This is a genomic window from Nonomuraea jiangxiensis (assembly GCF_900099965.1).
GTDB classification, from domain to species: domain Bacteria; phylum Actinomycetota; class Actinomycetes; order Streptosporangiales; family Streptosporangiaceae; genus Nonomuraea; species Nonomuraea jiangxiensis.
This window is the reverse complement of record NZ_FNDJ01000036.1, coordinates 17418-37783: the sequence shown is the minus strand read 5'-3', so window position 1 is coordinate 37783 and position 20366 is coordinate 17418. Positions and strand designations below refer to the sequence as shown.

22 protein-coding genes and 1 tRNA gene are annotated in these 20366 nt (G+C 69.2%); 11 read left to right on the top strand and 12 right to left on the bottom strand.

What is annotated here, in order from left to right; genetic code table 11:
• Positions 1-9 precede the first annotated feature (9 nt).
• Entirely contained in the window at positions 10-1824 is a 1815-nt protein-coding gene (locus tag BLS95_RS47030; protein ID WP_090946127.1) for a flavin-containing monooxygenase, read from the top strand.
• Positions 1825-1856: 32 nt separating this feature from the next.
• On the opposite strand, the gene BLS95_RS47025 is transcribed toward BLS95_RS47030, so the two are convergent.
• Positions 1857-2288, bottom strand: coding sequence for a VOC family protein (locus tag BLS95_RS47025; protein ID WP_090946126.1), 432 nt, complete (start codon positions 2286-2288; stop codon positions 1857-1859).
• A 30-nt stretch (positions 2289-2318) separates the two neighbouring features.
• Between BLS95_RS47025 and BLS95_RS47020 the strand changes: the two genes are divergently transcribed.
• The 4 genes from BLS95_RS47020 to BLS95_RS55025 all read left to right on the top strand — a co-directional run bounded on the left by BLS95_RS47020 (position 2319) and on the right by BLS95_RS55025 (position 4587).
• Positions 2319-3110 (top strand): MBL fold metallo-hydrolase, encoded by a 792-nt coding sequence (locus BLS95_RS47020; protein ID WP_090946125.1) that lies wholly within the window; start codon positions 2319-2321, stop codon positions 3108-3110.
• A 46-nt stretch (positions 3111-3156) separates the two neighbouring features.
• Positions 3157-3744, top strand: a complete 588-nt coding sequence (locus BLS95_RS47015; protein ID WP_090946124.1) for a PadR family transcriptional regulator — start codon at positions 3157-3159, stop codon at positions 3742-3744.
• A gap of 115 nt (positions 3745-3859) precedes the next feature.
• Positions 3860-4237, top strand: coding sequence for an SgcJ/EcaC family oxidoreductase (locus BLS95_RS47010; RefSeq protein ID WP_090946123.1), 378 nt, complete (start codon positions 3860-3862; stop codon positions 4235-4237).
• Positions 4234-4587, top strand: a complete 354-nt coding sequence (locus BLS95_RS55025; RefSeq protein WP_143044195.1) for a hypothetical protein — start codon at positions 4234-4236, stop codon at positions 4585-4587. The genes BLS95_RS47010 and BLS95_RS55025 overlap by 4 nt, the downstream gene beginning before the upstream one ends.
• A 2-nt stretch (positions 4588-4589) precedes the next feature.
• Here BLS95_RS55025 and BLS95_RS47000 read toward each other — a convergent pair whose 3' ends face one another.
• The 3 genes from BLS95_RS47000 to BLS95_RS46990 all read right to left on the bottom strand — a co-directional run bounded on the left by BLS95_RS47000 (position 4590) and on the right by BLS95_RS46990 (position 7102).
• A complete protein-coding gene (locus BLS95_RS47000; RefSeq protein ID WP_245765711.1) occupies positions 4590-5924 on the bottom strand; it encodes a sensor histidine kinase in 1335 nt (444 codons plus the stop codon).
• Complete coding sequence (locus tag BLS95_RS46995; RefSeq protein ID WP_090946122.1) at positions 5921-6592, bottom strand: response regulator transcription factor; 672 nt, start codon at positions 6590-6592, stop codon at positions 5921-5923. Before BLS95_RS46995 ends, BLS95_RS47000 begins: the two co-directional genes overlap by 4 nt.
• Before the next feature lie 114 nt (positions 6593-6706).
• Positions 6707-7102, bottom strand: a complete 396-nt coding sequence (locus BLS95_RS46990) for a YtxH domain-containing protein (RefSeq protein WP_090946121.1) — start codon at positions 7100-7102, stop codon at positions 6707-6709.
• A gap of 262 nt (positions 7103-7364) precedes the next feature.
• Between BLS95_RS46990 and BLS95_RS46985 the strand changes: the two genes are divergently transcribed.
• Positions 7365-7901, top strand: coding sequence for a peptidylprolyl isomerase (locus tag BLS95_RS46985; protein ID WP_090946120.1), 537 nt, complete (start codon positions 7365-7367; stop codon positions 7899-7901).
• Between the two features lie 409 nt (positions 7902-8310).
• Positions 8311-9192, top strand: a complete 882-nt coding sequence (locus BLS95_RS46980) for a rhomboid family intramembrane serine protease (protein ID WP_090946119.1) — start codon at positions 8311-8313, stop codon at positions 9190-9192.
• A 35-nt stretch (positions 9193-9227) separates the two neighbouring features.
• Here the strand turns inward: BLS95_RS46980 and BLS95_RS46975 are convergent, their stop codons facing one another.
• Complete coding sequence (locus BLS95_RS46975) at positions 9228-9473, bottom strand: cell division protein CrgA (RefSeq protein ID WP_090946118.1); 246 nt, start codon at positions 9471-9473, stop codon at positions 9228-9230.
• A 143-nt stretch (positions 9474-9616) separates the two neighbouring features.
• Here BLS95_RS46975 and BLS95_RS46970 point away from each other — a divergent pair, with 143 nt between their 5' ends.
• The 3 genes from BLS95_RS46970 to BLS95_RS46960 are packed head-to-tail and all read left to right on the top strand — an operon-like array spanning position 9617 to position 10964.
• Positions 9617-10234 carry a class E sortase gene (locus BLS95_RS46970; RefSeq protein WP_090946189.1) on the top strand — a complete coding sequence of 206 codons (618 nt, stop codon included), beginning with the start codon at positions 9617-9619 and terminating at the stop codon, positions 10232-10234.
• Positions 10231-10395, top strand: a complete 165-nt coding sequence (locus BLS95_RS56390; RefSeq protein WP_176993767.1) for a hypothetical protein — start codon at positions 10231-10233, stop codon at positions 10393-10395. Before BLS95_RS46970 ends, BLS95_RS56390 begins: the two co-directional genes overlap by 4 nt.
• Positions 10392-10964, top strand: coding sequence for an anthranilate synthase component II (locus BLS95_RS46960; RefSeq protein ID WP_090946117.1), 573 nt, complete (start codon positions 10392-10394; stop codon positions 10962-10964). Before BLS95_RS56390 ends, BLS95_RS46960 begins: the two co-directional genes overlap by 4 nt.
• Before the next feature lie 134 nt (positions 10965-11098).
• Here BLS95_RS46960 and pknB read toward each other — a convergent pair whose 3' ends face one another.
• From pknB to BLS95_RS46925, 7 genes are all read right to left on the bottom strand, one after another.
• Positions 11099-12970: a Stk1 family PASTA domain-containing Ser/Thr kinase gene (gene pknB / locus BLS95_RS46955; protein WP_090946116.1), complete on the bottom strand. Its 1872-nt coding sequence runs from the start codon at positions 12968-12970 to the stop codon at positions 11099-11101.
• An 83-nt stretch (positions 12971-13053) separates the two neighbouring features.
• On the bottom strand, positions 13054-14415 hold the full coding sequence (locus BLS95_RS46950) for a serine/threonine-protein kinase (protein WP_090946187.1): 1362 nt from the start codon (positions 14413-14415) through the stop codon (positions 13054-13056).
• 21 nt (positions 14416-14436) lie between these two features.
• Entirely contained in the window at positions 14437-15894 is a 1458-nt protein-coding gene (locus BLS95_RS46945) for a peptidoglycan D,D-transpeptidase FtsI family protein (RefSeq protein ID WP_090946115.1), read from the bottom strand.
• Complete coding sequence (locus BLS95_RS46940) at positions 15891-17285, bottom strand: FtsW/RodA/SpoVE family cell cycle protein (protein WP_090946114.1); 1395 nt, start codon at positions 17283-17285, stop codon at positions 15891-15893. Before BLS95_RS46940 ends, BLS95_RS46945 begins: the two co-directional genes overlap by 4 nt.
• Positions 17282-18598, bottom strand: coding sequence for a Stp1/IreP family PP2C-type Ser/Thr phosphatase (locus BLS95_RS46935; protein ID WP_090946113.1), 1317 nt, complete (start codon positions 18596-18598; stop codon positions 17282-17284). The genes BLS95_RS46940 and BLS95_RS46935 overlap by 4 nt, the downstream gene beginning before the upstream one ends.
• Positions 18595-19065, bottom strand: coding sequence for an FHA domain-containing protein FhaB/FipA (locus tag BLS95_RS46930; protein ID WP_090946112.1), 471 nt, complete (start codon positions 19063-19065; stop codon positions 18595-18597). The genes BLS95_RS46935 and BLS95_RS46930 overlap by 4 nt, the downstream gene beginning before the upstream one ends.
• 17 nt (positions 19066-19082) lie before the next feature.
• Positions 19083-19823 (bottom strand): FHA domain-containing protein, encoded by a 741-nt coding sequence (locus BLS95_RS46925; protein WP_090946111.1) that lies wholly within the window; start codon positions 19821-19823, stop codon positions 19083-19085.
• A gap of 196 nt (positions 19824-20019) precedes the next feature.
• Here BLS95_RS46925 and BLS95_RS46920 point away from each other — a divergent pair.
• Positions 20020-20102: transfer RNA gene (locus BLS95_RS46920), tRNA-Leu, on the top strand.
• Positions 20103-20366 lie beyond the last annotated feature (264 nt).

Genomic DNA, 20366 nt, shown 5'->3' with positions numbered 1-20366 from the left:
GGAGGATGCATGACCGTCGCCGATCGCCCCGCCCTCGACATTGAGGCTCTTCGCCAGAAATATCGCGAAGAGCGCGACAAGCGGCTGCGGCCGGACGGCAACGACCAGTACCAGCGCCTGACCGGCCGCTTCGCGCACTACCTCGACGACCCGTACACCCCGGTGACCGAGCGCGAGCCCAGGACCGACCACGTGACGGTCGCGGTCGTCGGCGGCGGCTTCGCCGGACTCGTCACCGGCGCGCGGCTGAAGGAGGCCGGCGTCGAGGATGTGCGCGTCGTCGAGAAGGGCGGCGACTTCGGCGGCACCTGGTACTGGAACCGCTACCCGGGCGCGCAGTGCGACACGGCCTCGTTCGTGTACATGCCGCTGCTCGAAGAGACCGGCCACATGCCCACCGAGAAGTACGCGCACGCCCCCGAGATCCTGGAGCACTGCCGCCGCATCGGCAAGCAGTTCGGCCTGTACGACAACGCGCTCTTCCACACCGAGGTGCTGAGCCTCGAATGGGACGGAGCTCGCTCCCGCTGGCACATCCGCACCAACCGCGGCGACGACTTCACCGCCCAGTTCGTCGCCATGGGCATCGGCCCGCTGCACGTGCCGAAACTCCCCGGCATCCCGGGCATCCACTCCTTCCAGGGACATTCGTTCCACACGAGCCGCTGGGACTACGCCTACACGGGCGGCGACCCTGCGGGCGCGCCCATGGACCGGCTGGCCGACAAGCGGGTGGCCATCATCGGGACCGGCGCGACGGCCGTCCAGTGCGTGCCGCATCTGGCGTGGGCGTGCGCCGAGCTGTACGTGTTCCAGCGCACGCCCTCGTCGGTGGACGTACGGGACAACCGCCCGACCGACCCCGCCTGGTTCGCGCAGATGGCGACGCCGGGCTGGCAGCAGCGCTGGCTGGAGAACTTCACCGCCAACCAGAGCGGCGGCCCGGCCGACGAGGACCTGGTCATGGACGGCTGGACCGACCTCTCCCGCCGGGTGCGCGCCAGGATCGACGCCCTGGCCCCGGAGGACCGCACCATGGCCAGGATGCAGGCCGCCTACGAGGAGTCCGACCACGAGAAGATGGAGGAGATCCGCGGTCGCGTCGACGCCATCGTCGCGGACCCGGAGACCGCGCGGCGGCTGAAGGCGTGGTATCGCCAGCTGTGCAAGCGCCCCTGCTTCCACGACGAATACCTGCAGTCCTACAACGTGCCGGGCACGCACCTCGTGGACACCGACGGCCGGGGCGTGGAGCGGATCACGGAGCGCGGAGTGGTCGCGGCCGGCCGGGAGTACGAGGTCGACTGCGTCATCTACGCCTCCGGCTTCGAGGTGGGCACCGACTACACCCGCCGGGCGAACTACGACCTGACCGGCCGTGACGGGGTCAGGCTGTCGGAGCGCTGGGCGGAGGGCATGCGCACGCTGCACGGCATCCACGTGCACGGATTCCCGAACGCCTTCTTCGTCCAGCCGACCCAGGGCGCGAACCTCATCTCCAACATCCCGCACAACCTGACCGAGGCGGGCAGGACGATCGCCGTGATGATCAAGCACGCGCTCGACCACGGGTTCGACGAGATCGAGGTCACCAAGGAGGCCGAGGACGCCTGGATCGAGCTGCTGCTGTCGGGCACGGGCCCGCTGCTGGGGTCGCCGGACTGCACGCCGGGCTACTACAACAACGAGGGCCAGGAGCTCGGGCCGCGCTGGCGGCTGAACGCCGGTTACCCGCACGGGGCGACGGCTTATTTCGCCTACCTGGACCGGTGGCGTACGTCGAGCACGTTCGAGGGCCTGGAGTTCCGCCGCGCGGCCCCATGAACCGATGGCCGCCACGGTGGTGTCCGAGCTGATCAGGTGATGCAGAGTTCGTTGCCCTCGGGGTCGGCGATGGTGATCCACCAGAGCGGCCCCTGCCGGCCGCGGTGCAGGACCTTGGCGCCCCTGGCGGTGAGCCGCTCGACCACGGGCTCGATGTTGTTGGCGCCCACCCGGACGTCGAGGTGCACGCGGTTCTTGACCGTCTTCGGCTCGGGCACGAGCTGGAACAGCACGCGCGGCGCGCGTTCGAGACCGGCGGGGTGCCGGATGGCCGCGCCCGACTTCCATACCAGCGCCCCGTTGTGCCGGGTCGTGTCGTCACCGGTGGCATGGCCCTTCTCGATCATCTGGCGGATGAACGCCTCGTCCTGCGGCTCCACCTGCCATCCGAGCGCGTCGGCCCACCAGTCCGCCAGCGCGTGCGGGTCGCTGGTGTCGATGACGACCTGGAAGTCATATGCCATAGCCTGATCCTAAAAGTAGGGTTCGTTGGCATGAACGAGTGGCAGGAAGTCGGCGACCGGGTCTACGTCCGGCGCCATGAGTCGTTCGACCTGAACGTGGGCCTGGTCGTGGGCGAGGGCCACTGTCTGGTGGTCGACACGCGCGGTTCGCACCGCGAGGCGGCCGACCTGGTCGATTCGATCAGGCGGATCACGCCCAGCCCGTGGACGGTCGTCAACAGCCACTCCCACTTCGACCACTACTTCGGCAACGCCCTCTTCCGTCCCGCCGAGATCTGGGGCCACGTGAGGTGCGCCGAGGAGATCGCGGAGTGGGGCGAGCGGCATCGCGCCGGCATGGTCGAGTCCCGGCCCGAGCGGCGGGAGGAGTTCGAGGAGGTCACGATCGTGCCGCCGGACCACACGTTCACCGCCGCGGCCGATCTCGACATCGGCGGCCGTACCGTGCGCCTGCGGCATTTCGGGCTCGGGCACAGCAGCAACGACGTGGTCGCCTACGTTCCCGACGCGGGGGTGGTCTTCGCCGGTGACCTGGTGGAGGAGGGGGCGCCGCCGGCGTTCGGGGACTCGTACCCGCTGGACTGGCCGGTGACGACGGCGGCGATGCTGGACGAGCTGCCCGGGCAGGTGATCGTGCCGGGGCACGGCGCGGTGGTGGGCCGGGAGTTCGCGTGGGCGCAGCACGACGAGCTGACCCTGGTGGCGGAGCTGGCCAAGCGGGCGCACGTGGAGGGGCTGCGCGACCTGATCAAGCTCTTCCCCTACGAGGAGGACGTGACCAGGCAGGCGATCGCCAGGGCGTTCACACAACTCGACGGCTAGCCGAGCGCCAGGCTATATTGCAAATTGCAATATGGAAGGGGGCAACATGGCGCGTGGCCACGACCTGGTCGGCCTGACCGTGCTGGCCATGCTCACCGTGCGCCCCAGCCACCCCTACGAGCTGCACCGATTCATCCTCGACACGCACAAGGACTACATCACCGGCCTGCCGCGCAGCCTCTACCACGCGGTCGAGCGGCTGGCCAGGGACGAGCTGATCGTGCCCGCCAAGACCGACCGCGAGGGCCGCAGGCCGGAGCGCACGGTCTACGAGATCACCGACGAGGGCCGCGGAGAGCTGGTCACCCGGCTGCGCCGGCTGCTGGAGCAGCCCGAGCCCGACCGGCGCGCGCTCGTGGCGGCCGTCTCGCTGCTCGGCTGCCTGCCGCCGGCGGAGGCGCGGAGCGCGTTGCGCGCCCGGGCGGCCACGATCGAGGGCCTGCTCGCCGGGATGCGGGCCCACCTGCGGGCGACCGCCGAGAGCGGCCTGCCCGCGATCCTCATGCTTGAGGTGGAGTGCGAGCAGGCGCTCTACACCGCCGAGCTGGGCTGGATCCAGAGTGTGCTCGACCGACTGGACCGGGGGGAGCTCGACTGGGCGACCACCGTCCAGCCACCAGGGACCGAAATGTGAAAGAAGAGGCCGCCGGGGTGCGCCAACACCCCGGCGGCCGAACAACCGAACAAGGCGCCTGCCCTGCCCGGGTTCGCACTCACAGGATAGGCGCCGCGACAGAGGGAGCTGTGCCATGTCCACAGAGATCGTCCGCCTGCTCGCGCGGCTGGGGGAAACCTGGAACGCCGGGGACGCCAGGGCCTACGCCGAGCTGTTCACGCCGGACGCCGACTACATCACGTTCTTCGGCCTGCACCTCAAGGGCAGGCAGGCCATCGAGGACGTGCACAAGGAGCTGTTCAGGACCCCGATCAAGCTGACCGAGGGCGGGCCGGAGCCGCAGATCAGGGCCCTGTCCGACGACGTGGCCCTGGTGGTCTCGGGCGGCGGCTCGACGGTCGACGGCCGCCCCGACCCCGGCCGCGACTCCATCGTCACCTTCACCGCGGTACGCACCCCGGACGGCTGGCGCTTCGCCTCCTTCCAGAACACCCGGGTGAGCCGGCCATGAGGAAGCGGCTCCTCACGGAGGTGGAGGGCGTGGTCGCGGCGCCGGTCGAGCGGGTGTGGCGGGCCCTGCTGGACGACCGGCCGGCCTACGAGATGACCACCGAGCTCGGTGACCACACCGTGGCCTACCAGGGCGGATGGTGGTATCGCGGCGAATGGTCGGTCACCGCGCACCCCGAGGGCGCGCGGGTGGTCCTGCGCGTCTACAACGTGGCCGACCGGTTGGGCTGGGGGGTGCCGCTGGCCAACCGGTTCTTCGTCGGGTTCGGGGCACGCACCCGGCAGACGTTCGCCGAGGGCTTGACCGCGCTCGGGGAACGGCTGGGCTGCCCGTCGCGGCTCCTTCCGTAGTCTCAGGCGGGCTTCAACGGAAATTTCGCGACGAATCCCGACCCGCCGTACACCAGCGATCCGTCGTGCAGGACCGCGATGTCCCGCGCGATCGGCAGCCCGAGGCCCGCGCCGCCCGCGTCCCTGGCGCGGGCCTCGTCCAGCCTGGTGAAGCGGTCGAACACCGCCTCGCGCTGCTCGGGCGGGATGCCGGGGCCGTCGTCGAGCACCTCCAGCACCGCCTGGTGGTGCTCGGCGCGCACACGTACGCGCACGGTGGAGGCGGCGTGCCGGACCGCGTTGTCGGTCAGGTTCGTCACCAGCCGGTCGAGGTGCGCACGTGAGCCCCGCATCACCACGTCCGGCTCGATGTCCAGCTCCATCCGGACCTCGGGCCGCCGCCGGGCCGAGCCCCGGCGCAGTGCCTCCTCGGCGGCCACCTGGCCCAGGTCCAGCTCGGCGGCCCGCAGCGGCTCGCCCGCGTCCAGCTTGGCCAGCAGGAGGAGGTCGGCGGCCAGGTGCTGCAGGCGTTCGACGTCGGCCAGCGCCTCCTGGGTGAGCTCGCTGGGCTCGGCCAGCTCCAGGCGGGCGCGCAGGGTGGCGATGGGGCTGCGCAGCTCGTGCGCCGCGTCCGCGACGAACCTCTTGTGCCGCTCCACGGCCGTCTCCAGCCGGTCGAGCGTGCCGTTGACGGTGGTGGCCAGCGCCGCGATCTCGTCCTTCGAGTCCGGTACGGGCACCCGCTGGTGCAGGTCGCGGGCGGTGATGTGGGCGAGCTTGGCCCTGATCGCGGCCACCGGGGCCAGCGCGCGGCCCATCGAGAGCCAGGTCATCCCCGCCACCACGAGCAGCACGGCGGGCACGCCGGGCAGCAGCGCGGCGTACAGCGTCTGTAGTGCCTGCGCCACCCCTTCCAGCGAGACCCGTGACCACAGCACGGCGGGCCCGGTCGCCGTGCTCACCTTGCGCGCGGCCACGGCATACTCGTCCGGCTTCGCCCATCCGCCGATCCCGTCGTCGGGCAGGGGTTTGGTCACAGCGGTCCTGCCCTTGGTCAGCAGCACGTCCGGATCGGCGACCTTGGTCACCGTGCCGTCGTGCCGCATGATCAGCTTGCCCTCCTCCTGAGGGGGCTTGACCTGGCCCGGCCCGACCTTCCGTGTCTCCACGTACGGCGCCGCGGCCGCGGCCTTCTTGGCCGCCTCGGCGTCCGCGCTGCTCTCCAGGGTGCCGCGCAGCGCCGTGACCAGCGCCAGGGCCACGCCTCCCAGCGCCAGGGCCACCACGAGCGTGGCCGCCGCCGTCGCCCGCAGCCGTACGGACGACAGCACCGCCGCCCCCGGCCACCGGGCCGTCACGTCGCCTCCAGCCGGTAGCCGGCCCCGCGGACCGTCAGGAGGCTGGTCCTGCCGAAGGGCAGGTCGATCTTGCGGCGTAACGCGCTGATGTAGACCTCGACGATGTTCGGGTCGCCGTCGTAGGAGAAGTCCCACGCCTGGGCCAGCAGCTCGCTCTTGGAGACCACCTCGCCGGGCCGGCGTGCCAGCGCGTGCAGCACCGCGAACTCCTTCGGCGTCAGCCCGATCTCCGCCTCACCCCGGCGGCACCGCAACCCGGCCGGGTCGATCACCAGGTCACCCACGGCGATCGCCACCGGGCGCTCCCGCCCGCCCCGCCGTACCAGCGCCCGCAACCTCGCCAGCAGCACCACGTACGAGAACGGCTTGGCCAGGTAGTCGTCGGCGCCGTTGTCGAGCGCCTCGGCCTCGTCGTAGGCGCCGTCCTTGGCGGTGAGCATCATGATCGGCGTCCAGTCGCCCGACTCGCGCAGCCTGGCGCAGATCGCGTACCCGTTCAGCCTGGGCAGCATCACGTCCAGGACGATCACGTCGTACGTGTTCTCGGTGGCCATCCACAGGCCGTCACGGCCGTCGTGCGCCACGTCCACCGCGAAGCCCTCGCCGGCCAGCCCACCCTTGACCAGGTCGGCCAGCCGTTCCTCGTCTTCCACCAGTAGCACTCGCACATCGCCCAGCGTGCCCTAGCCCGCGTAAGGCCGACCTGAAGAATTCAGGCAACGACGGAAGGCGCGCCCCCGTTCGGTACGAGGGCGCGCCTTTCGTCGATCCTTAGCCGAAAATCACGACATCTTGCGAGACGTGTTTTCCGCCTTGTTCGACACCTCGGTCGCCATCCGATTGGCGGACTCGGCGGTCCTGTCGGCCTTCTCGCCGACCCAGCGTGACGCGTCGGAGGCGGAGTCCTTCATGTGCTCGGTCCACTGCTGCGCGTTACGGCGGTAGAACATGTAACCCATGGCGCCCACCGCGACGCCTGTCAGCAGCATGAGCATCGGCCACCGCCGCGAGCGTGCCGGCGTGGGGTCGATCCGCCTGGCCGCCGCGGACAGCATCGAGCTGACCTTGGGCGCGACCTGTGCTTCGAACCCTTGAGCCGCGGACTCCAGCCGCGGCGCAGCCCAGTAGCGGGCGTCTTCGATGCGCTGGGCGGCGACCACCTTGGCCTGGTCCGCCATCGGCGCCATCCGATAACCGGTTCTTACGGCCCGGGCCTTTGCCCGGCCCATCCATGTGGCCGGGATTTCCATGACCACACGGCGTTTTCTCTGTGTCAGGGACACGACAACCTCCCCTGTCCTTGGGGCCCCGAGCCTGACCTTCCCTGGACAAGGCGGCTCAATCATGGCCAACCGTGGGAGGATGGCCCAGGAGGCCGAACGGCCATAGTTCTCAAAACACGACAAATCCAATCCTGTGCATGAGGGGGGCAGCTGTCTCGTGGCTGAGAAGCTGATCGCGAATCTGCAGACGAATCGCGGAAATATCAAGGTCGAGCTCTTCCCCAACCGAGCTCCCAAGACCGTACGGAACTTCGTCGAGCTGGCCGAGGGCAGCCGCGAATGGACGGACCCGGCCACCGGTGAGAAGGGCACCGGCCGCTACTACGACGGCACGATCTTCCACCGGGTCATCTCCGGCTTCATGATCCAGGGCGGCGACCCCCTGGGCCAGGGCACTGGCGGTCCCGGCTACGAGTTCGACGACGAGATCCACCCGGAGCTCTACTTCAACCGCCCGTACCTGCTGGCCATGGCCAATGCGGGCATCCGCTTCGGCAAGGGCACCAACGGGTCGCAGTTCTTCATCACGGTCGTGCCGACGCCGCACCTCAACGGCAAGCACTCGATCTTCGGTGAGGTGATCGAGGGCCAGGACGTGGTGGACGCCATCGCCAAGACCAGCACCGACCGTCGCGACCGCCCGGTGGAGGAGGTCGTCCTGGAGTCGGTCACCATCGACCGCGTCCAGTCCTGACTCGCGGACCGATCGGGCCTGGGCGGTCCTGCCCCGCGGGGACGGATCACGACCCGTCCCTCCGGCCGGTGGGGACCGCCCGCCCGCGGCTCACGCCCGGCGCTCACCAGAGCGCCCGTGACAACCGCAAAGCCCCCGAGGCATTACACAACCTCCCACAAGCCGTCAGCGCCCCACACAGGCGTGTTACGCGCGTCCACAGCCCGGTAGGGTGCCGCCCCCTTGAACGGGCGCCCTGCGGTGGGTCCCGGAGTGCGGGCGTCCCGCCGGTGGGGTGACCGGGTCCGGGCGCGTTCCCCGTGGGTCACCGGGTGCGGGTGTCCCGCGTGGGTCAGCGGGTGCTGGTGTCCGCGGGAACGGCCGTTCGTGTGCCGACGCGGCGCCCTCGCGCACACCATAGGCTTCGGTCATGACCAGCCAGCCGCCCAGCCCGCCCCCTCAGCCAGAGCAGCCTGCTGAGGCGGTCCCCACCTGCTACCGGCATCCCGCCAAGGAGACGTGGGTCCGCTGCCAGCGTTGCGAGCGGCCCATCTGCCCCGACTGCATGCGTGACGCCGCCGTCGGCTTCCAGTGCCCCGAGTGCGTGAGCGAGGGCAACCGAGGCATCCGCCAGGCCAAGTCCACCTTCGGCGGCAACCTCGTCCGCACCCCCTACGTCACCTGGACGATCCTGGGTCTCACCGCCCTGGCCTTCGCCGGCCAGCTGCTCGCGGGCGGCCTCGTCACCAGCGTGCTGCAGATGTGGCCCATCGGAGTGGCCATCGGTGATTACTACCGGCTGGTCACCGTGGCCCTCGTGCACTCCGACCTCATCCACATCCTCTTCAACGGCTGGGCCATCTTCGTGATCGGCCCGTACCTGGAGCGAGCGTTCGGGCACACCCGTTTCGCGGCCCTCTACGTGCTCAGCGCGCTGGGCGGCTCGGTGCTCGGCATGTGGATGGACCCGGAGAACACGGCGACGGTCGGCGCCTCGGGAGCCGTCTTCGGGATGTTCGGCGCCGTGTTCGTGGTGGGCCGCAGGCTCAACCTCGACGTACGCGGCATCACCGTGATCATCGCGCTCAACCTGGCGATCACCTTCGTGTTCCCGCTGATCAGCAGCGCCCGCATCAGCTGGACCGGCCACGTCGGCGGCCTGGTCACCGGCACGCTCCTGGCCGCGGCGCTGGCCTACGCCCCGGCGAGGAACAGGGCGCTGTGGCACGCGCTGGCCATCGCCGGAACGCTGGTCGTGCTGGTGGCGCTCGTGCTGGTGCGCGTCCCGGCGATCCTCAGCATGCTGCGCTGAGCTTCCCCAGGCTGTGGAAAAGACTGTGGAAAGAACTAACGCCAGCGGGTGGAAAGCACCACACCGAAGATGATGAAAACAAACCCGATCAGCAGGTTCCAGTTCTGGAGGTCGCTGAAGAAGGGCGCCTGTGGGGCGACGTAATAGATCGCGATCCACAGGATGCCGATGATCCATGCGACGACCATCGTGGGTGCCAGCCAGCGCGGGCTGACCTTGACCTGCTGGGACCTCTGCGGCGGGGTGTAGACCGCCTTCTTGCGAGCCTTGGGCTTGGGCACTGGATAACTCCTGCTGAGGGCCTGGGCATCCGGATCGTCCACAGGCTCTTCGGTAAGCGTAGTTGAAGCTTGCCAAGGATAGTCGCCACGCGCATGTCATGGCGATCCCCAGTTGCCGCTTCTCTGCCGAATACGCTGACCGCATGCGGGCCACGCTCCGGACCGCGGGGGAGACGAGCATCACCGCGGGCCTGATCCTCATGCTGTTCTGCGCCTATCTGCTCTGGGGCACCGGCTCCTACACCCAGGGCCAGCAGCGGCTGCTCCAGCGCGAGCTCGAGGCCGAGAAACCGATCCGACCGCGGCCCGGCCAGGCCCTCGCGCTGCTGCGCATCCCCCGGCTGGGCCGCGACTACCAGTACGCGGTGGTCGAAGGCGTCGACGCCGAGCACCTGAGGAAGGGCCCTGGCCACTATCCGGGCACCGCCATGCCCGGCCAGATCGGCAACTTCGTGCTGTCCGGCCACCGGACCACGTACGCGGCCCCGTTCAACGAGATCGACGAGCTCGAACGCGACGACGAGATCGTCGTGGAGGCCCGCGAGGCCCGCTACACCTACCGGGTCACCGCCCAGGACATCGTGGAGCCCGACGAGGTGGACGTGCTGGCCCCCGTGCCCGGCAAGCCCGACATCCGCCCCATCCGCGCCGTCATCACGCTGTCCACCTGCCACCCGGAATACTCGGCCGCCGAGCGCCTCATCGTCTACGGCGTCCTCAAGGAGACCGAACCGAAAGAGACCGACCCTGGGGAGGCATGACCATGTACGCCTGGCTCTGGCGCAAGCTGCCCGGCAGCCTGCCCATCAGGGTGCTGACGGCCGCGGTGCTGGTCATCGCCGTGGTGGCCGTACTCTGGTATGCCGTGTTCCCGCTCTTCGAACCCATGGTGCCGGTTGACGAGGTGACCGTAAGGAAATGAGCCGCGTGCTGGTCGTGGACAACCATGACAGCTTCGTCCACACCATCGTCCAGTACCTGCGCCGGCTGGGCGCCGACTGCGACGTGCGGCCGCGCGACGACGTACGCGTGCGCGACGCCGACGGCTTCGACGCCGTGCTCGTAAGCCCGGGGCCCGGCACCCCGGAGGCGGCCGGTGTGAGCGTGCCCCTGGTCCACCACGCGGTCGAGCACCACCGGCCGCTGCTCGGCGTCTGCCTGGGCCACCAGGCCATCGCCGTCGCCTGCGGTGCCACCGTGTCCCGCGCGCCGGAGCTCGTACACGGCAGGACCAGCGCCGTCCGCCACGACGGCAAGGGCGTGTTCGAGGCGCTGCCGTCACCGGTGCGGATGACCCGCTACCACTCGCTCGCCGTGCTGCCGGAGACCGTGCCCGACGTCCTCGACGTGACCGCCCGCACCGAGGACGGCGTCATCATGGGCCTGCGCCACCGCCGGGCACCCGTCGAAGGCATCCAGTTCCATCCCGAGTCCGTCCTGTCGGAGCACGGCCACCGGCTGCTGGAGAATTGGCTCCGCGGAATCGTGTAACGAACGTCCGGCGTACGGCGACTTACATGTGAGCGTCCCCGCCGTTGCCCCCGAGCGGCGGGGGCGTTCCTTTTTGTACGGCTGTGCCCGCACATGCGGAAGGGCCGCCCGCCGGGCGGCCCTTCGCCGGATCGTCAGCCTCCGAAGTCCCCGTTGTCGCCGCGGTCGGACCCGCCGTCGAGCGGGTTGTCCTCCGTCGGCTCGTCGGACGGGAATTCCGTTTGCTGGTCCGTCGGCACGTCCTCCGTCGGGAAGTCCTCGGTCGGCGACGGGAACGACTGCTCAGGCCCGGTGGACACCACGATCGTGATGGTGGTGTTGGGCGGCTGCGTGGAACCCTCGGGCGGGTTCTGCTGGATGACCGTGCCGGCCGGCTGGTCGCTCGGCGCCTCGGAGACCTTGACCCTGAAGTTGGCGGCCTTGATCTGCGCGGTGGCGTCCTCCTGGGTCAGCCCGACCAGGTTGGGCACCTCGCCCAGCTCCTTGGGCACGAAGAGCGTGACGGTGCCGCCCTTCTCGATCGACTCGCCGGACTTGGGGTCGGTCGCGATGACCGTGCCCTGTTCCTTGGTGGAGCTTCGGGTCTTGACGGTCCCCTGCAGCTCCGCGTCCTCCAGCGCCTTCAGGGCTTCCGCCTGGGAGAGGCCGATGAGGCCGTCGGGCACCGTGACCTTCTCCGGGCCCTTGGACACGACCAGCTTGACGGCGGAGCCCTTGTCCACCTTGGTGCCCGCCTCGGGCTCCGTCCTGATGACGATGCCCTTCTTGACGTCGGAGCTGGGCTCCTCCACCACCTGGACGCTGAGTCCCTGCGCCTTGAGCTGATCCTCGGCGTATTTCCGCTCCTGTGTCTCCAGGGACGGAATCGCGATCTGCGTGTCGGTCGTGGCGCCCTTGGAGCCGAACACCACGTAGCCGACCGTCACGAACGCACCGATGATCAGCAGCGGGATGATGATCCACAGCGCGGTCTTGAGCCCGTTGCCGCCACCGCTGTTCGCCCTGCGCCGCCCGCCGCGGCCTCCGCCGGACCCGTCACCGTATTCGTAGGGCGGGACGGCGCCGGTGCGCTGCGTGGCCGGGCCCTGGGCCGCCTGGGTGGCCGTCATCATGCGGGTGCCCTGGCTGTAGTTGCCGGTCATCGCCATCGTCTGGGCGTCGACCGGCATGCCGGACATCGCCCGCTGGATGTCGGCCCGCATCTCGCCCGCGCTCTGGTAGCGGTGGGCCGGGTCCTTGGCCATGGCCTTGAGCACGATCGCGTCCGCCCACGCCGGGATCTCCCGGTCGATCTGGGACGGCGGGATCGGGTCTTCCCGGACGTGCTGGTAGGCGATGGCGACGGGGGAGTCGCCGGTGAACGGTGGTTGACCGGTCAGCAGCTCGTACAGGAGGCAGCCGGTGGAGTAGATGTCGCTACGCGCGTCCACCCGCTCGCCCCGCGCCTGCTCCGGCGACAGGTATTGGGCGGTGCCGATCACCTGGGCCGTCTGCGTCATCGTGGCCTCGGAGCCGGCCATCGCGCGAGCGATGCCGAAGTCCATCACTTTGACGTCGCCCGCCCGCGTGATCATCACGTTGGCCGGCTTGATGTCGCGGTGCACGATGCCGCCACGATGGCTGTAGTCGAGGGCCCGCAAAATGCCGTCCACCAACTCGACCGCGCGCTCGGGCAGCAACCGCCGATCCTGGCGCAGCAGGTCACGCAGGGTCCTGCCGTCGACATATTCCATCACGATGTACGGCACGGGAACACCGTCGGTGACGTCTTCGCCGGTGTCGTAGACAGCGACGATCGCCGGGTGGTTCAGGGAGGCCGCCGATTGCGCCTCACGGCGGAACCTGGCCTGGAAGGTGTGGTCACGCGCCAGGTCGGACCGGAGGGTCTTGATCGCGACTACGCGGTCCAGCCGGATGTCTCGGGCACGATACACCTCGGCCATGCCGCCACGCCCGGCGACACCGTCGAGCTCGTAGCGACCTCCGAGTAGCCGAGGCTGAGTCATTTCCTGCACTGTCCCTTACCGTTCATCTTGGGTACCGGCCTGCTCGGGGGGCCGCCGGTGTCCATCATCGACCCCGTAGCGCATCACGTCTCCTCCTTCGGCGGGTTTGTCTCACCCGGGTCCGGCGAGGCGGGTGTCGGAGTTGTCGGTGTATCAGTGGGCGTTGGGGTTGGCGTGGGTGTTGGGGTTCGGGTGGTCGGGGTGGGTTTCGGTGTCGGCTTGTTGGTAGGAGTTGCCGACTTGCTTACCGTAGCCGACCGCGACGGTTGGGAGGGTATTGGCTTTGGCGACTTCACCGGAACGGCCGACGGCCGCCGGGTGTGCGTTCTCGTCTTCGACGGCCTGAGCTGCTCGGGCGTCAGCGTCGGCGAATCGCTGGGCTCGGCCACCCGGGGCGGTGGCGTGGGCTGCTGATCGCGGTTGGCGAACGTCATCGCGCTCAACCCCACCGCGGCCACACAGCCGGCCGTGGCGACCAGGGCCAGCGTCCTGGCGCCCCGCCGGCCCCTGGCCGCCCTCGACTGCAGCGCGGTCTCCGGGGCGAGGCTGTCGGTGGTCCGCTCGTCCTCCGGCGACGGCTCGCGTACGCGGAAGCCGCCGGGGTCGGTGAACATGCTGAGCTCGGGAACGTGCTCGGCACCGGCGAGCGATTCGCGCAGCACGTAGGCCCGGTCGGCCACCTCCAGCGCCGTGCCAGGCCGCTGCGCGGGCTCCTTGCCCAGCAGCGCCATGACGAGGTCGCGCACCGGAGCCGGCACGTCCACGCCGAGCGGCGGCGGCACCTGGTTGAGGTGCTGCAGCGCGATGGCCACCTGGCTGTCGCCCTGGAACGGCGTGCGCCCCGCCAGGCACTCGTAGGCCACCACACCGAGCGAGTAGAGGTCGGTCGACGGCGTGAGCTGGAAACCCTGGGCCTGCTCGGGGCTGACGTACTGGGCCGTGCCCAGCACCGTCCCGGTCTGCGTCACCGGCGCCGCCTCCAGGGCCCGCGCGATGCCGAAGTCCGTCACCTTGATCGTGCCCTCGGGCGTGACCAGCAGGTTGCCGGGCTTGACGTCGCGGTGGATGATCCCGGCGGAGTGGGCGACGTGCAGAGCCTTGGCCGTCTGATAGACCACGTCGAGCGCCACCTCGGGCCCGAGCAGGCCGTTGCGGGCCAGGATCGCCGACAGCGGCTCGCCGTGCACCAGCTCCATCACCAGATAGGCGAGGTCGTTCTCTTCGCCGTAGTCGAAGACCTGTGCGATCCCGGGATCGGCCAGCGCCGCCGTGAGCCTGGCCTCGTTGCGGAACCGCTCCAGGAACGTGGGGTCGGCGTGGATGTGGCTGCGCAGGATCTTCACCGCGACCTCGCGGCCGAGCAGCTCGTCCTGGGCACGCCACACCTCGCCCATACCGCCGGTGGCGATGCGGGCGAGCAGAAGGTAGCGGTTACGAAGCCGCATGGTCCAGCAGGGTACCGTCACTCACTTCAGCACCGCCTCCAGCACGGCCTTGGCGATCGGCGCGGCGGTGTGCCCGCCGGTGGCCTCCGCGCCGACTTTGGCGGCGCCCGACTCGACGATGATCGCCAGGGCCACCTTCGGGTCGTCCGCCGGTGCGAAGGAGATGAACCAGGCGTGCGGCGGCCGGCCGTCTGCGGTCTCCGCGGTGCCCGTCTTACCACCTACTTGGACGCCCGGAACCTGCGCCAGGTTCGCCGTGCCGTTCTGGACGACGCTCACCATCATGTCGCGCAGCTTGCGCGACGAGTCGGAGCTGATCGCCTCCGACAGCTCCTCGGGCGAGGCGTCCTCCACCGTGTCGCCCTTGGCGTCGGTGATCTTGTTGACCAGGTACGGCTTCATCACCTTGCCGTCATTGGCGATGCCCGCGGCGATCATGGCCATCTGCAGCGGCGTCATCTGGTTGCTGCGCTGCCCGATGGAGGCCATGGCGAGCGCCGCGTCGTCCTCGCGCGCGCCGAAGCTGCTCTTGGACACGTCCATCGGGATGCCGACCTGCGTACCCATGCCGAACTTGGCCGCCTGCTCCTGCAGCTTGTCGTAGCCCAGGTCCATGCCGATCTTGGCGAACGGCGTGTTGCACGACTGCTCCAGCGCGAACACCAGCGTCACCTGGCCGCTGCCGCAGGCCGAGCCGCCGTAGTTGGGCAGGCTGATGGTGGTGTTGGGCAGCGGCAGCCGCTGCGGCGCCGGCACGGTGGTCTCCGGCCCGCGCGAGGAGTCGTCCTCCAGGAAGGCGGCCGTGGTCACCACCTTGAACGTGGAGCCCGGCGGGTAGGTCTGGTTGATCGTACGGTTGAGCAGCGGCTGGCCCTTGTCCTTGGCCAGCTCGTCGTAGCGCGGGAAGACCTTGCCCCGGTCGGTGCCCGACAGCTCGTTGGGGTCGTAGGTGGGCAGCGAGACCATGGCCAGGATGGCGCCCGTCTTCGGGTCGAGCGCGATGACGGCGCCCCGGTTGCCGGTCTGCCGCAGCCCGTCGTAGGCCGCCTTCTGAGCCTGCGGGTTGATGGTGAGGTCGACGTTGGCGCCCTTGGCCGGCTCGCCGGTGAACAGGTCGATGCTCCGCCGCAGCAGCAGGTCCGCGCTGGAGCCGTCGAGCAGCTTGTTCTCGCTGGCCTCGATCGCGCCCGCGCTCTCGGGCGAGAAGAAGCCGACGACGTGCGCGTAGAGCTTGCCGTCCGGGTACTGACGGACGAACCGGAAGTTTTTGTCCTTGGTCTCGACGGACTGGGCGATCACCTTGCCGCCGGCGGTGATGCGGCCGCGCTCGATCGCGTAACGCTCGTAGAAGTTGCGCTGGTTGCGGGCGTCGTTGCGCAGCTCGTCGGCGGCGATCGCCTGCCGGTAGTTCACATTGATCATCAGAAGCGCGAACATGGCCAGGCAGGCCACCGCCGCGCGCTTCAGAGTGCTGTTCATCGCTGGAACACCTGCGTCAGTCCTTCGTTCTGGATCGCCTGGGGCGGGGGCCGCCGCGCCGCGTCTGACATGCGTACCAAGAGTGCGATAAGGATCCAGTTAGCCAGCAGTGCTGAGCCACCCTGTGACATGAACGGGGTGACCAGGCCGGTCAGGGGGATGAGGTTGGTCACGCCGCCGACGATGATGAACACCTGCCAGGCCAGGATGAACGACAGGCCGCCCGCCAGCAGCTTGGAGAACGGGTCGCGGGCCGCCAGCGAAGTGCGCAGGCCGCGCTCGACGATCAGCGCGTAGACCATCAGCAGCGCCATCAGGCCGGTCAGCCCGATCTCCTCGCCGGTGGCGTTGAAGATGAAGTCGGAGAAGGCCAGCGGGATCAGGTCGGGGTTGCCCTGGCCGAGCCCCGTGCCGAGAACGCCGCCCGAGCCCAGCGCGAACAGGCCCTGCATGAGCTGCGCGCTGCCGCCGACCTGGTCGAACAGCTTGGGGTCGGCGGGGTCGAGGTAGACCTCGAAGCGCTGCTGGACGTGGTCGAAGACCATGCCTGCCAGGATGGCGCCGCCCGCGAAGAGCAGAATGCCGATGATCACCCAGGAGCTGCGCTGGGTGGCGATGTACAACATCGCGATGAACGTGCCGAACAGCAGCAGCGAGGAGCCCAGGTCCTTCTGCATCACCAGGACGCCCAGGCTGACGCCCCAGGTGATGAGCACCGGGCCGAGGTCACGGGCCCGTGGCAGGTCGATGAAGAGCAGCCGCCGACCGGCGAGGGCGAGCACGTCCCGCTTGGCCACCAGGTAGCCGGCGAAGAAGACGACCAGCGCGAGCTTGGCGAACTCGGCCGGCTGGAGCTGCCCCACCCCGGGGATGCCGATCCAGATGCGGGCGCCGTTGATCTCCTGGCCGAGGAACGGGATCAACGGCGAGACGAGCAGGAACAGGCCCAGTGCTCCGGCGGTGTAGGTCAGCCGCTGCAGGGCGCGATGGTCCCGCAGGAAGATCAGGGTGACGCTGAAGAACGCGATGCCGACGAACGTCCACAGAAGCTGCGAGCTGGGCGAGGCGAGCTCGGCCGAGGGCAGTCCCGAGTCGGACTCGGAGAGCCGGTAGATCATCACCAGGCCCAGGCCGTTGACCAGGGTCACCAGCGGCAGGATCAGCGGGTCCGCCCAGGGGGCGAACTTGGCCAGCACCAGGTAGGCGGCCAGCACCAGGCCGCCCAGGCCCAGACCGTACGTCAGCATGCCCGCCGGAATCGTGCCGTCGAGCGCCAGGCCCACGTTGGCGTAGGCGCCCAGGACGATCAGCACCGCGAGGGCGAGCATGATCAACTGGGCCCCGCGGCGTTTGGCCGGCATCGGGACCGGTTCTGCGGCGACTTCGCTCATTGCTGCCGTTTCGTCCTCGTCGCGGTCGCGGTTGCGGTCGGGGTGGGCGACTCGGTCGTCTCCGCCTGGGCCTCGTCGGTCGGCTGATCCTTGGCGAACTCCAGTGCGTTGATCTTCGTGATGCCCTCGGCCACGGTGGTCACGGGAATCCCGCTCTTGATCAATGCCTGATCCGCCTCCGAGAGCTGGGAGAGCTGCCTGCCGGTGGACTCGGAGACGTGGAAGAGCGAGATCGGGCCCAACTCCTTCTGGATCCCCTGGAACACGACCACCTCGTCGCCCCTTGCGCCGACGAAGAACTGGTCCTGAGTCCACCGATATCCAAAGTAGCCGCCGCCGAGGACGACGACCATGCCCACGCCGAGTACGGTGACCAGCACGGGCCACACGCGACGACGCCTGCCCTGGCGCCGGGACGCCTTGGCGACCGGCTCATCAGGGTCGTCGTCGGTGATCACCGGCTGGGGTGCGGTCACCGCGTTGGATCGCCCCGGCGGGGCGTCCTGCTCACCTGTCGGGGGGCCGCCGTGCAGCCGGTTCATGCCCGCGGCGCCGACGACGGCGGCCTCGGTGGGCACCTGCTGCCCTTCGGTGAGCTCGAGCACGTCGGCCAGCACGCAGGTGATGTTGTCGGGCCCGCCGCCTCGGTTCGCCAGGTCGATGAGCTGGCGGACGACCTCTTCCGGGTCGTCGATGTTGGTGAGCGTGGCATGCAACGTCTCCGCGCTCACCACCCCCGACAGGCCGTCGGAACACAGCAGGTAGCGGTCGCCCACCTGCGCCTCGCGCAGCGTCAGGTCGGGATCGACCTCACCGCTGCCGTCGAGCGCGCGCAGCAGGATCGAGCGCTGCGGATGCGTGGCCGCCTCTTCCGGTGTGATGCGCCCGTCGTCGACGAGCTGCTGCACCAGCGTGTGGTCATGGGTGATCTGGTAGAGCTCCCCGCGCCTGAGCAGGTAGGCGCGCGAGTCGCCGACGTGCACCAGGGCGACCTGGGTGCCGTTCCAGAGCATGGCCGTGAGAGTCGTGCCCATGCCTTTGAGGCTGGGATCCCGCCCCACCATTTCGTGCAGCTTGCGGTTGGCGTCGCGTACTGCTGCCTCGATGGCGTTGAGCAGGTCACCCCCCTGTTGGGCCTCTTCCAGAGAGGCCATGGCGGCGATGGCGACAGAGCTCGCCACCTCGCCGTGTGCGTGCCCGCCCATGCCGTCTGCGACGGCCAGCAGGCGACCGCTAGCGTACGCCGAGTCCTCGTTTCCTTCGCGGAGGAGGCCGACGTCCGAGCGGGCGGCGTAGCGGAGTGCGATGGTCATTTGCGCAATTCAATGACTGTCTTGCCGACGCGGATCGGAACACCGAGCGGCACCGGGGTCGGACGGGTGACTTTCGAGCGGTCGAGATACGTGCCGTTGGTCGAACCGAGATCTTCCACGATCCACTGACCGTCCTGGGGGAAGAGCCGGGCATGCCGGCTGGAAGCGTAGTCGTCGGTGACTACCAGCGTGGCGTCATTGGCCCGGCCAATGGTGATGGGCGTCTCCGTGAGGTTAATGGTGGTGCCCTGCAAGGGGCCACCGGTAACGATGAGCTGGCGTGGCTCGCCCTTCTTGGGCTTGGGCTTGGCCACCGGTTTGGCCAGTTTCCCTGCCTTGCGCGGGCTTGCCGGAGCCGTGCGTGAACCGAACAAGTCAGTCCGGATCACGCCGACTGCGGCAATGACGAAAAACCACAGCACCGCCAGGAAGGCTAGCCGGATCAGCAGCAGCGTGAGCTCGGACATGGACCGTTTGTCTACCCCTAATCGCGCCGGAACACCAGAGTCGTGCGCCCCAAAGTCACTCGCGTGCCGTTCTGGAGCTCGATCCTGCGTACCGGCTGGCCATTGACGAAAGTGCCGTTCGTCGATCCGAGATCGACGAGGACCACGAGCTGGCCCTCGACGCGTAGTTCCGCGTGGTGACGCGAGACGCCCGGATCGACTAGACGAAGATCGCAGTCGGTGCCCCTGCCTAGCAAGGTCACCGGAGTGGTGAGCTCGTAGGAGCGGTCGCCCTGCGGATCGTCCTGGGTGGAGACGAGCAGCCGGGGCCGCCCGTTGAACGCGTTCGGACGTGACGGGGGCAGGTCGCTCGCCGGCTGGCGGATCTCGTCCTGCTCGACGGTCGCGCCGCGGATGACGCCCGAGCGGATGCGGAACAGCCCCACGGCCAGGTCGCCGGCGGTCTCGAATCGGACCCGGACCGGTCCCACGAAGGAGTAGCCCTGCTCCTTGGCGTACTCCCTGGCGAGGTTGGCCAGCTCATGGCTGATGCTGTCGGCGTAGACCTCAAGCCGTTCGCTGTCGGTCGTGGACAGCTCAACCACGAAGTCGTTGGGCACGAGCGTGCGACCTTGCGCGACGATCGCCGCACGCTCATCCATCTCCCGCTGAACCGCGCTGGCGACCTCGACCGGCTGAAGGTCAGATTTGAACGCCCGCGCAAAGGCCCCCTCAACCAAGCCTTCGAGCCTTCGCTCGAAGCGCTGAAGGACTCCCACCGGGTACCTCCCTTCCTCCGTGCATATGATCGCGGCCCCCAGACGCTTCCGGCGCCCGGTTTCCGCTCGTTCCACGTCACGGTGCCAGGCGCTCGTCGGCTGTCGCGCCCAGCTCCTCCGCTCCCGTGTCTTATGCGATCGTATCCGGGTTCAGTACCAGTGGCTGTTCCGTGCTAATGTTCTTCCGCACCCAAAAGGGCGGGTGGCGGAACGGCAGACGCGCACGGTTCAGGTCCGTGTGTCCGAAAGGACGTGAGGGTTCAAATCCCTCCTCGCCCACTCGGTGACTGGGGTCCCCTGGTCGCATCTCACCTTTGGTGGATGCTCCCTCGGGGCCCCTCGTCATGTCTGCCCGGGGGGTAACCCCCGGACCCCCAGGGGTTTTCGGGGGGCTTTGCCCCCCGTGCCCCCCTTTAAGAGGCCGTACGGATTGCCGGGCCTTTTGGGGGGCTTAGCTCTTCGGGTACTACCCCTCTGAGGCGTGGCCCCCTTCAAGTTGGTCTTGGTTGGGGTGCTGTTGCGCAGACCCACATTGACGAAGTG

Excerpts from the sequence above, each read along its gene's own strand:
- BLS95_RS47030 (WP_090946127.1), top strand. The coding sequence starts at position 10 with ATGACCGTCGCCGATCGCCCCGCCCTCGACATTGAGGCTCTTCGCCAG.
- BLS95_RS47025 (WP_090946126.1), bottom strand. The coding sequence starts at position 2,288 with ATGGCATATGACTTCCAGGTCGTCATCGACACCAGCGACCCGCACGCG.
- BLS95_RS47020 (WP_090946125.1), top strand. The coding sequence starts at position 2,319 with ATGAACGAGTGGCAGGAAGTCGGCGACCGGGTCTACGTCCGGCGCCAT.
- BLS95_RS47015 (WP_090946124.1), top strand. The coding sequence starts at position 3,157 with ATGGCGCGTGGCCACGACCTGGTCGGCCTGACCGTGCTGGCCATGCTC.
- BLS95_RS47010 (WP_090946123.1), top strand. The coding sequence starts at position 3,860 with ATGTCCACAGAGATCGTCCGCCTGCTCGCGCGGCTGGGGGAAACCTGG.
- BLS95_RS55025 (WP_143044195.1), top strand. The coding sequence starts at position 4,234 with ATGAGGAAGCGGCTCCTCACGGAGGTGGAGGGCGTGGTCGCGGCGCCG.
- BLS95_RS46990 (WP_090946121.1), bottom strand. The coding sequence starts at position 7,102 with ATGGCGGACCAGGCCAAGGTGGTCGCCGCCCAGCGCATCGAAGACGCC.
- BLS95_RS46980 (WP_090946119.1), top strand. The coding sequence starts at position 8,311 with ATGACCAGCCAGCCGCCCAGCCCGCCCCCTCAGCCAGAGCAGCCTGCT.
- BLS95_RS46970 (WP_090946189.1), top strand. The coding sequence starts at position 9,617 with ATGCGGGCCACGCTCCGGACCGCGGGGGAGACGAGCATCACCGCGGGC.
- BLS95_RS56390 (WP_176993767.1), top strand. The coding sequence starts at position 10,231 with ATGACCATGTACGCCTGGCTCTGGCGCAAGCTGCCCGGCAGCCTGCCC.
- BLS95_RS46960 (WP_090946117.1), top strand. The coding sequence starts at position 10,392 with ATGAGCCGCGTGCTGGTCGTGGACAACCATGACAGCTTCGTCCACACC.
- pknB (WP_090946116.1), bottom strand. The coding sequence starts at position 12,970 with ATGACTCAGCCTCGGCTACTCGGAGGTCGCTACGAGCTCGACGGTGTC.
- BLS95_RS46950 (WP_090946187.1), bottom strand. The coding sequence starts at position 14,415 with ATGCGGCTTCGTAACCGCTACCTTCTGCTCGCCCGCATCGCCACCGGC.
- BLS95_RS46945 (WP_090946115.1), bottom strand. The coding sequence starts at position 15,894 with ATGAACAGCACTCTGAAGCGCGCGGCGGTGGCCTGCCTGGCCATGTTC.
- BLS95_RS46940 (WP_090946114.1), bottom strand. The coding sequence starts at position 17,285 with ATGAGCGAAGTCGCCGCAGAACCGGTCCCGATGCCGGCCAAACGCCGC.
- BLS95_RS46935 (WP_090946113.1), bottom strand. The coding sequence starts at position 18,598 with ATGACCATCGCACTCCGCTACGCCGCCCGCTCGGACGTCGGCCTCCTC.
- BLS95_RS46930 (WP_090946112.1), bottom strand. The coding sequence starts at position 19,065 with ATGTCCGAGCTCACGCTGCTGCTGATCCGGCTAGCCTTCCTGGCGGTG.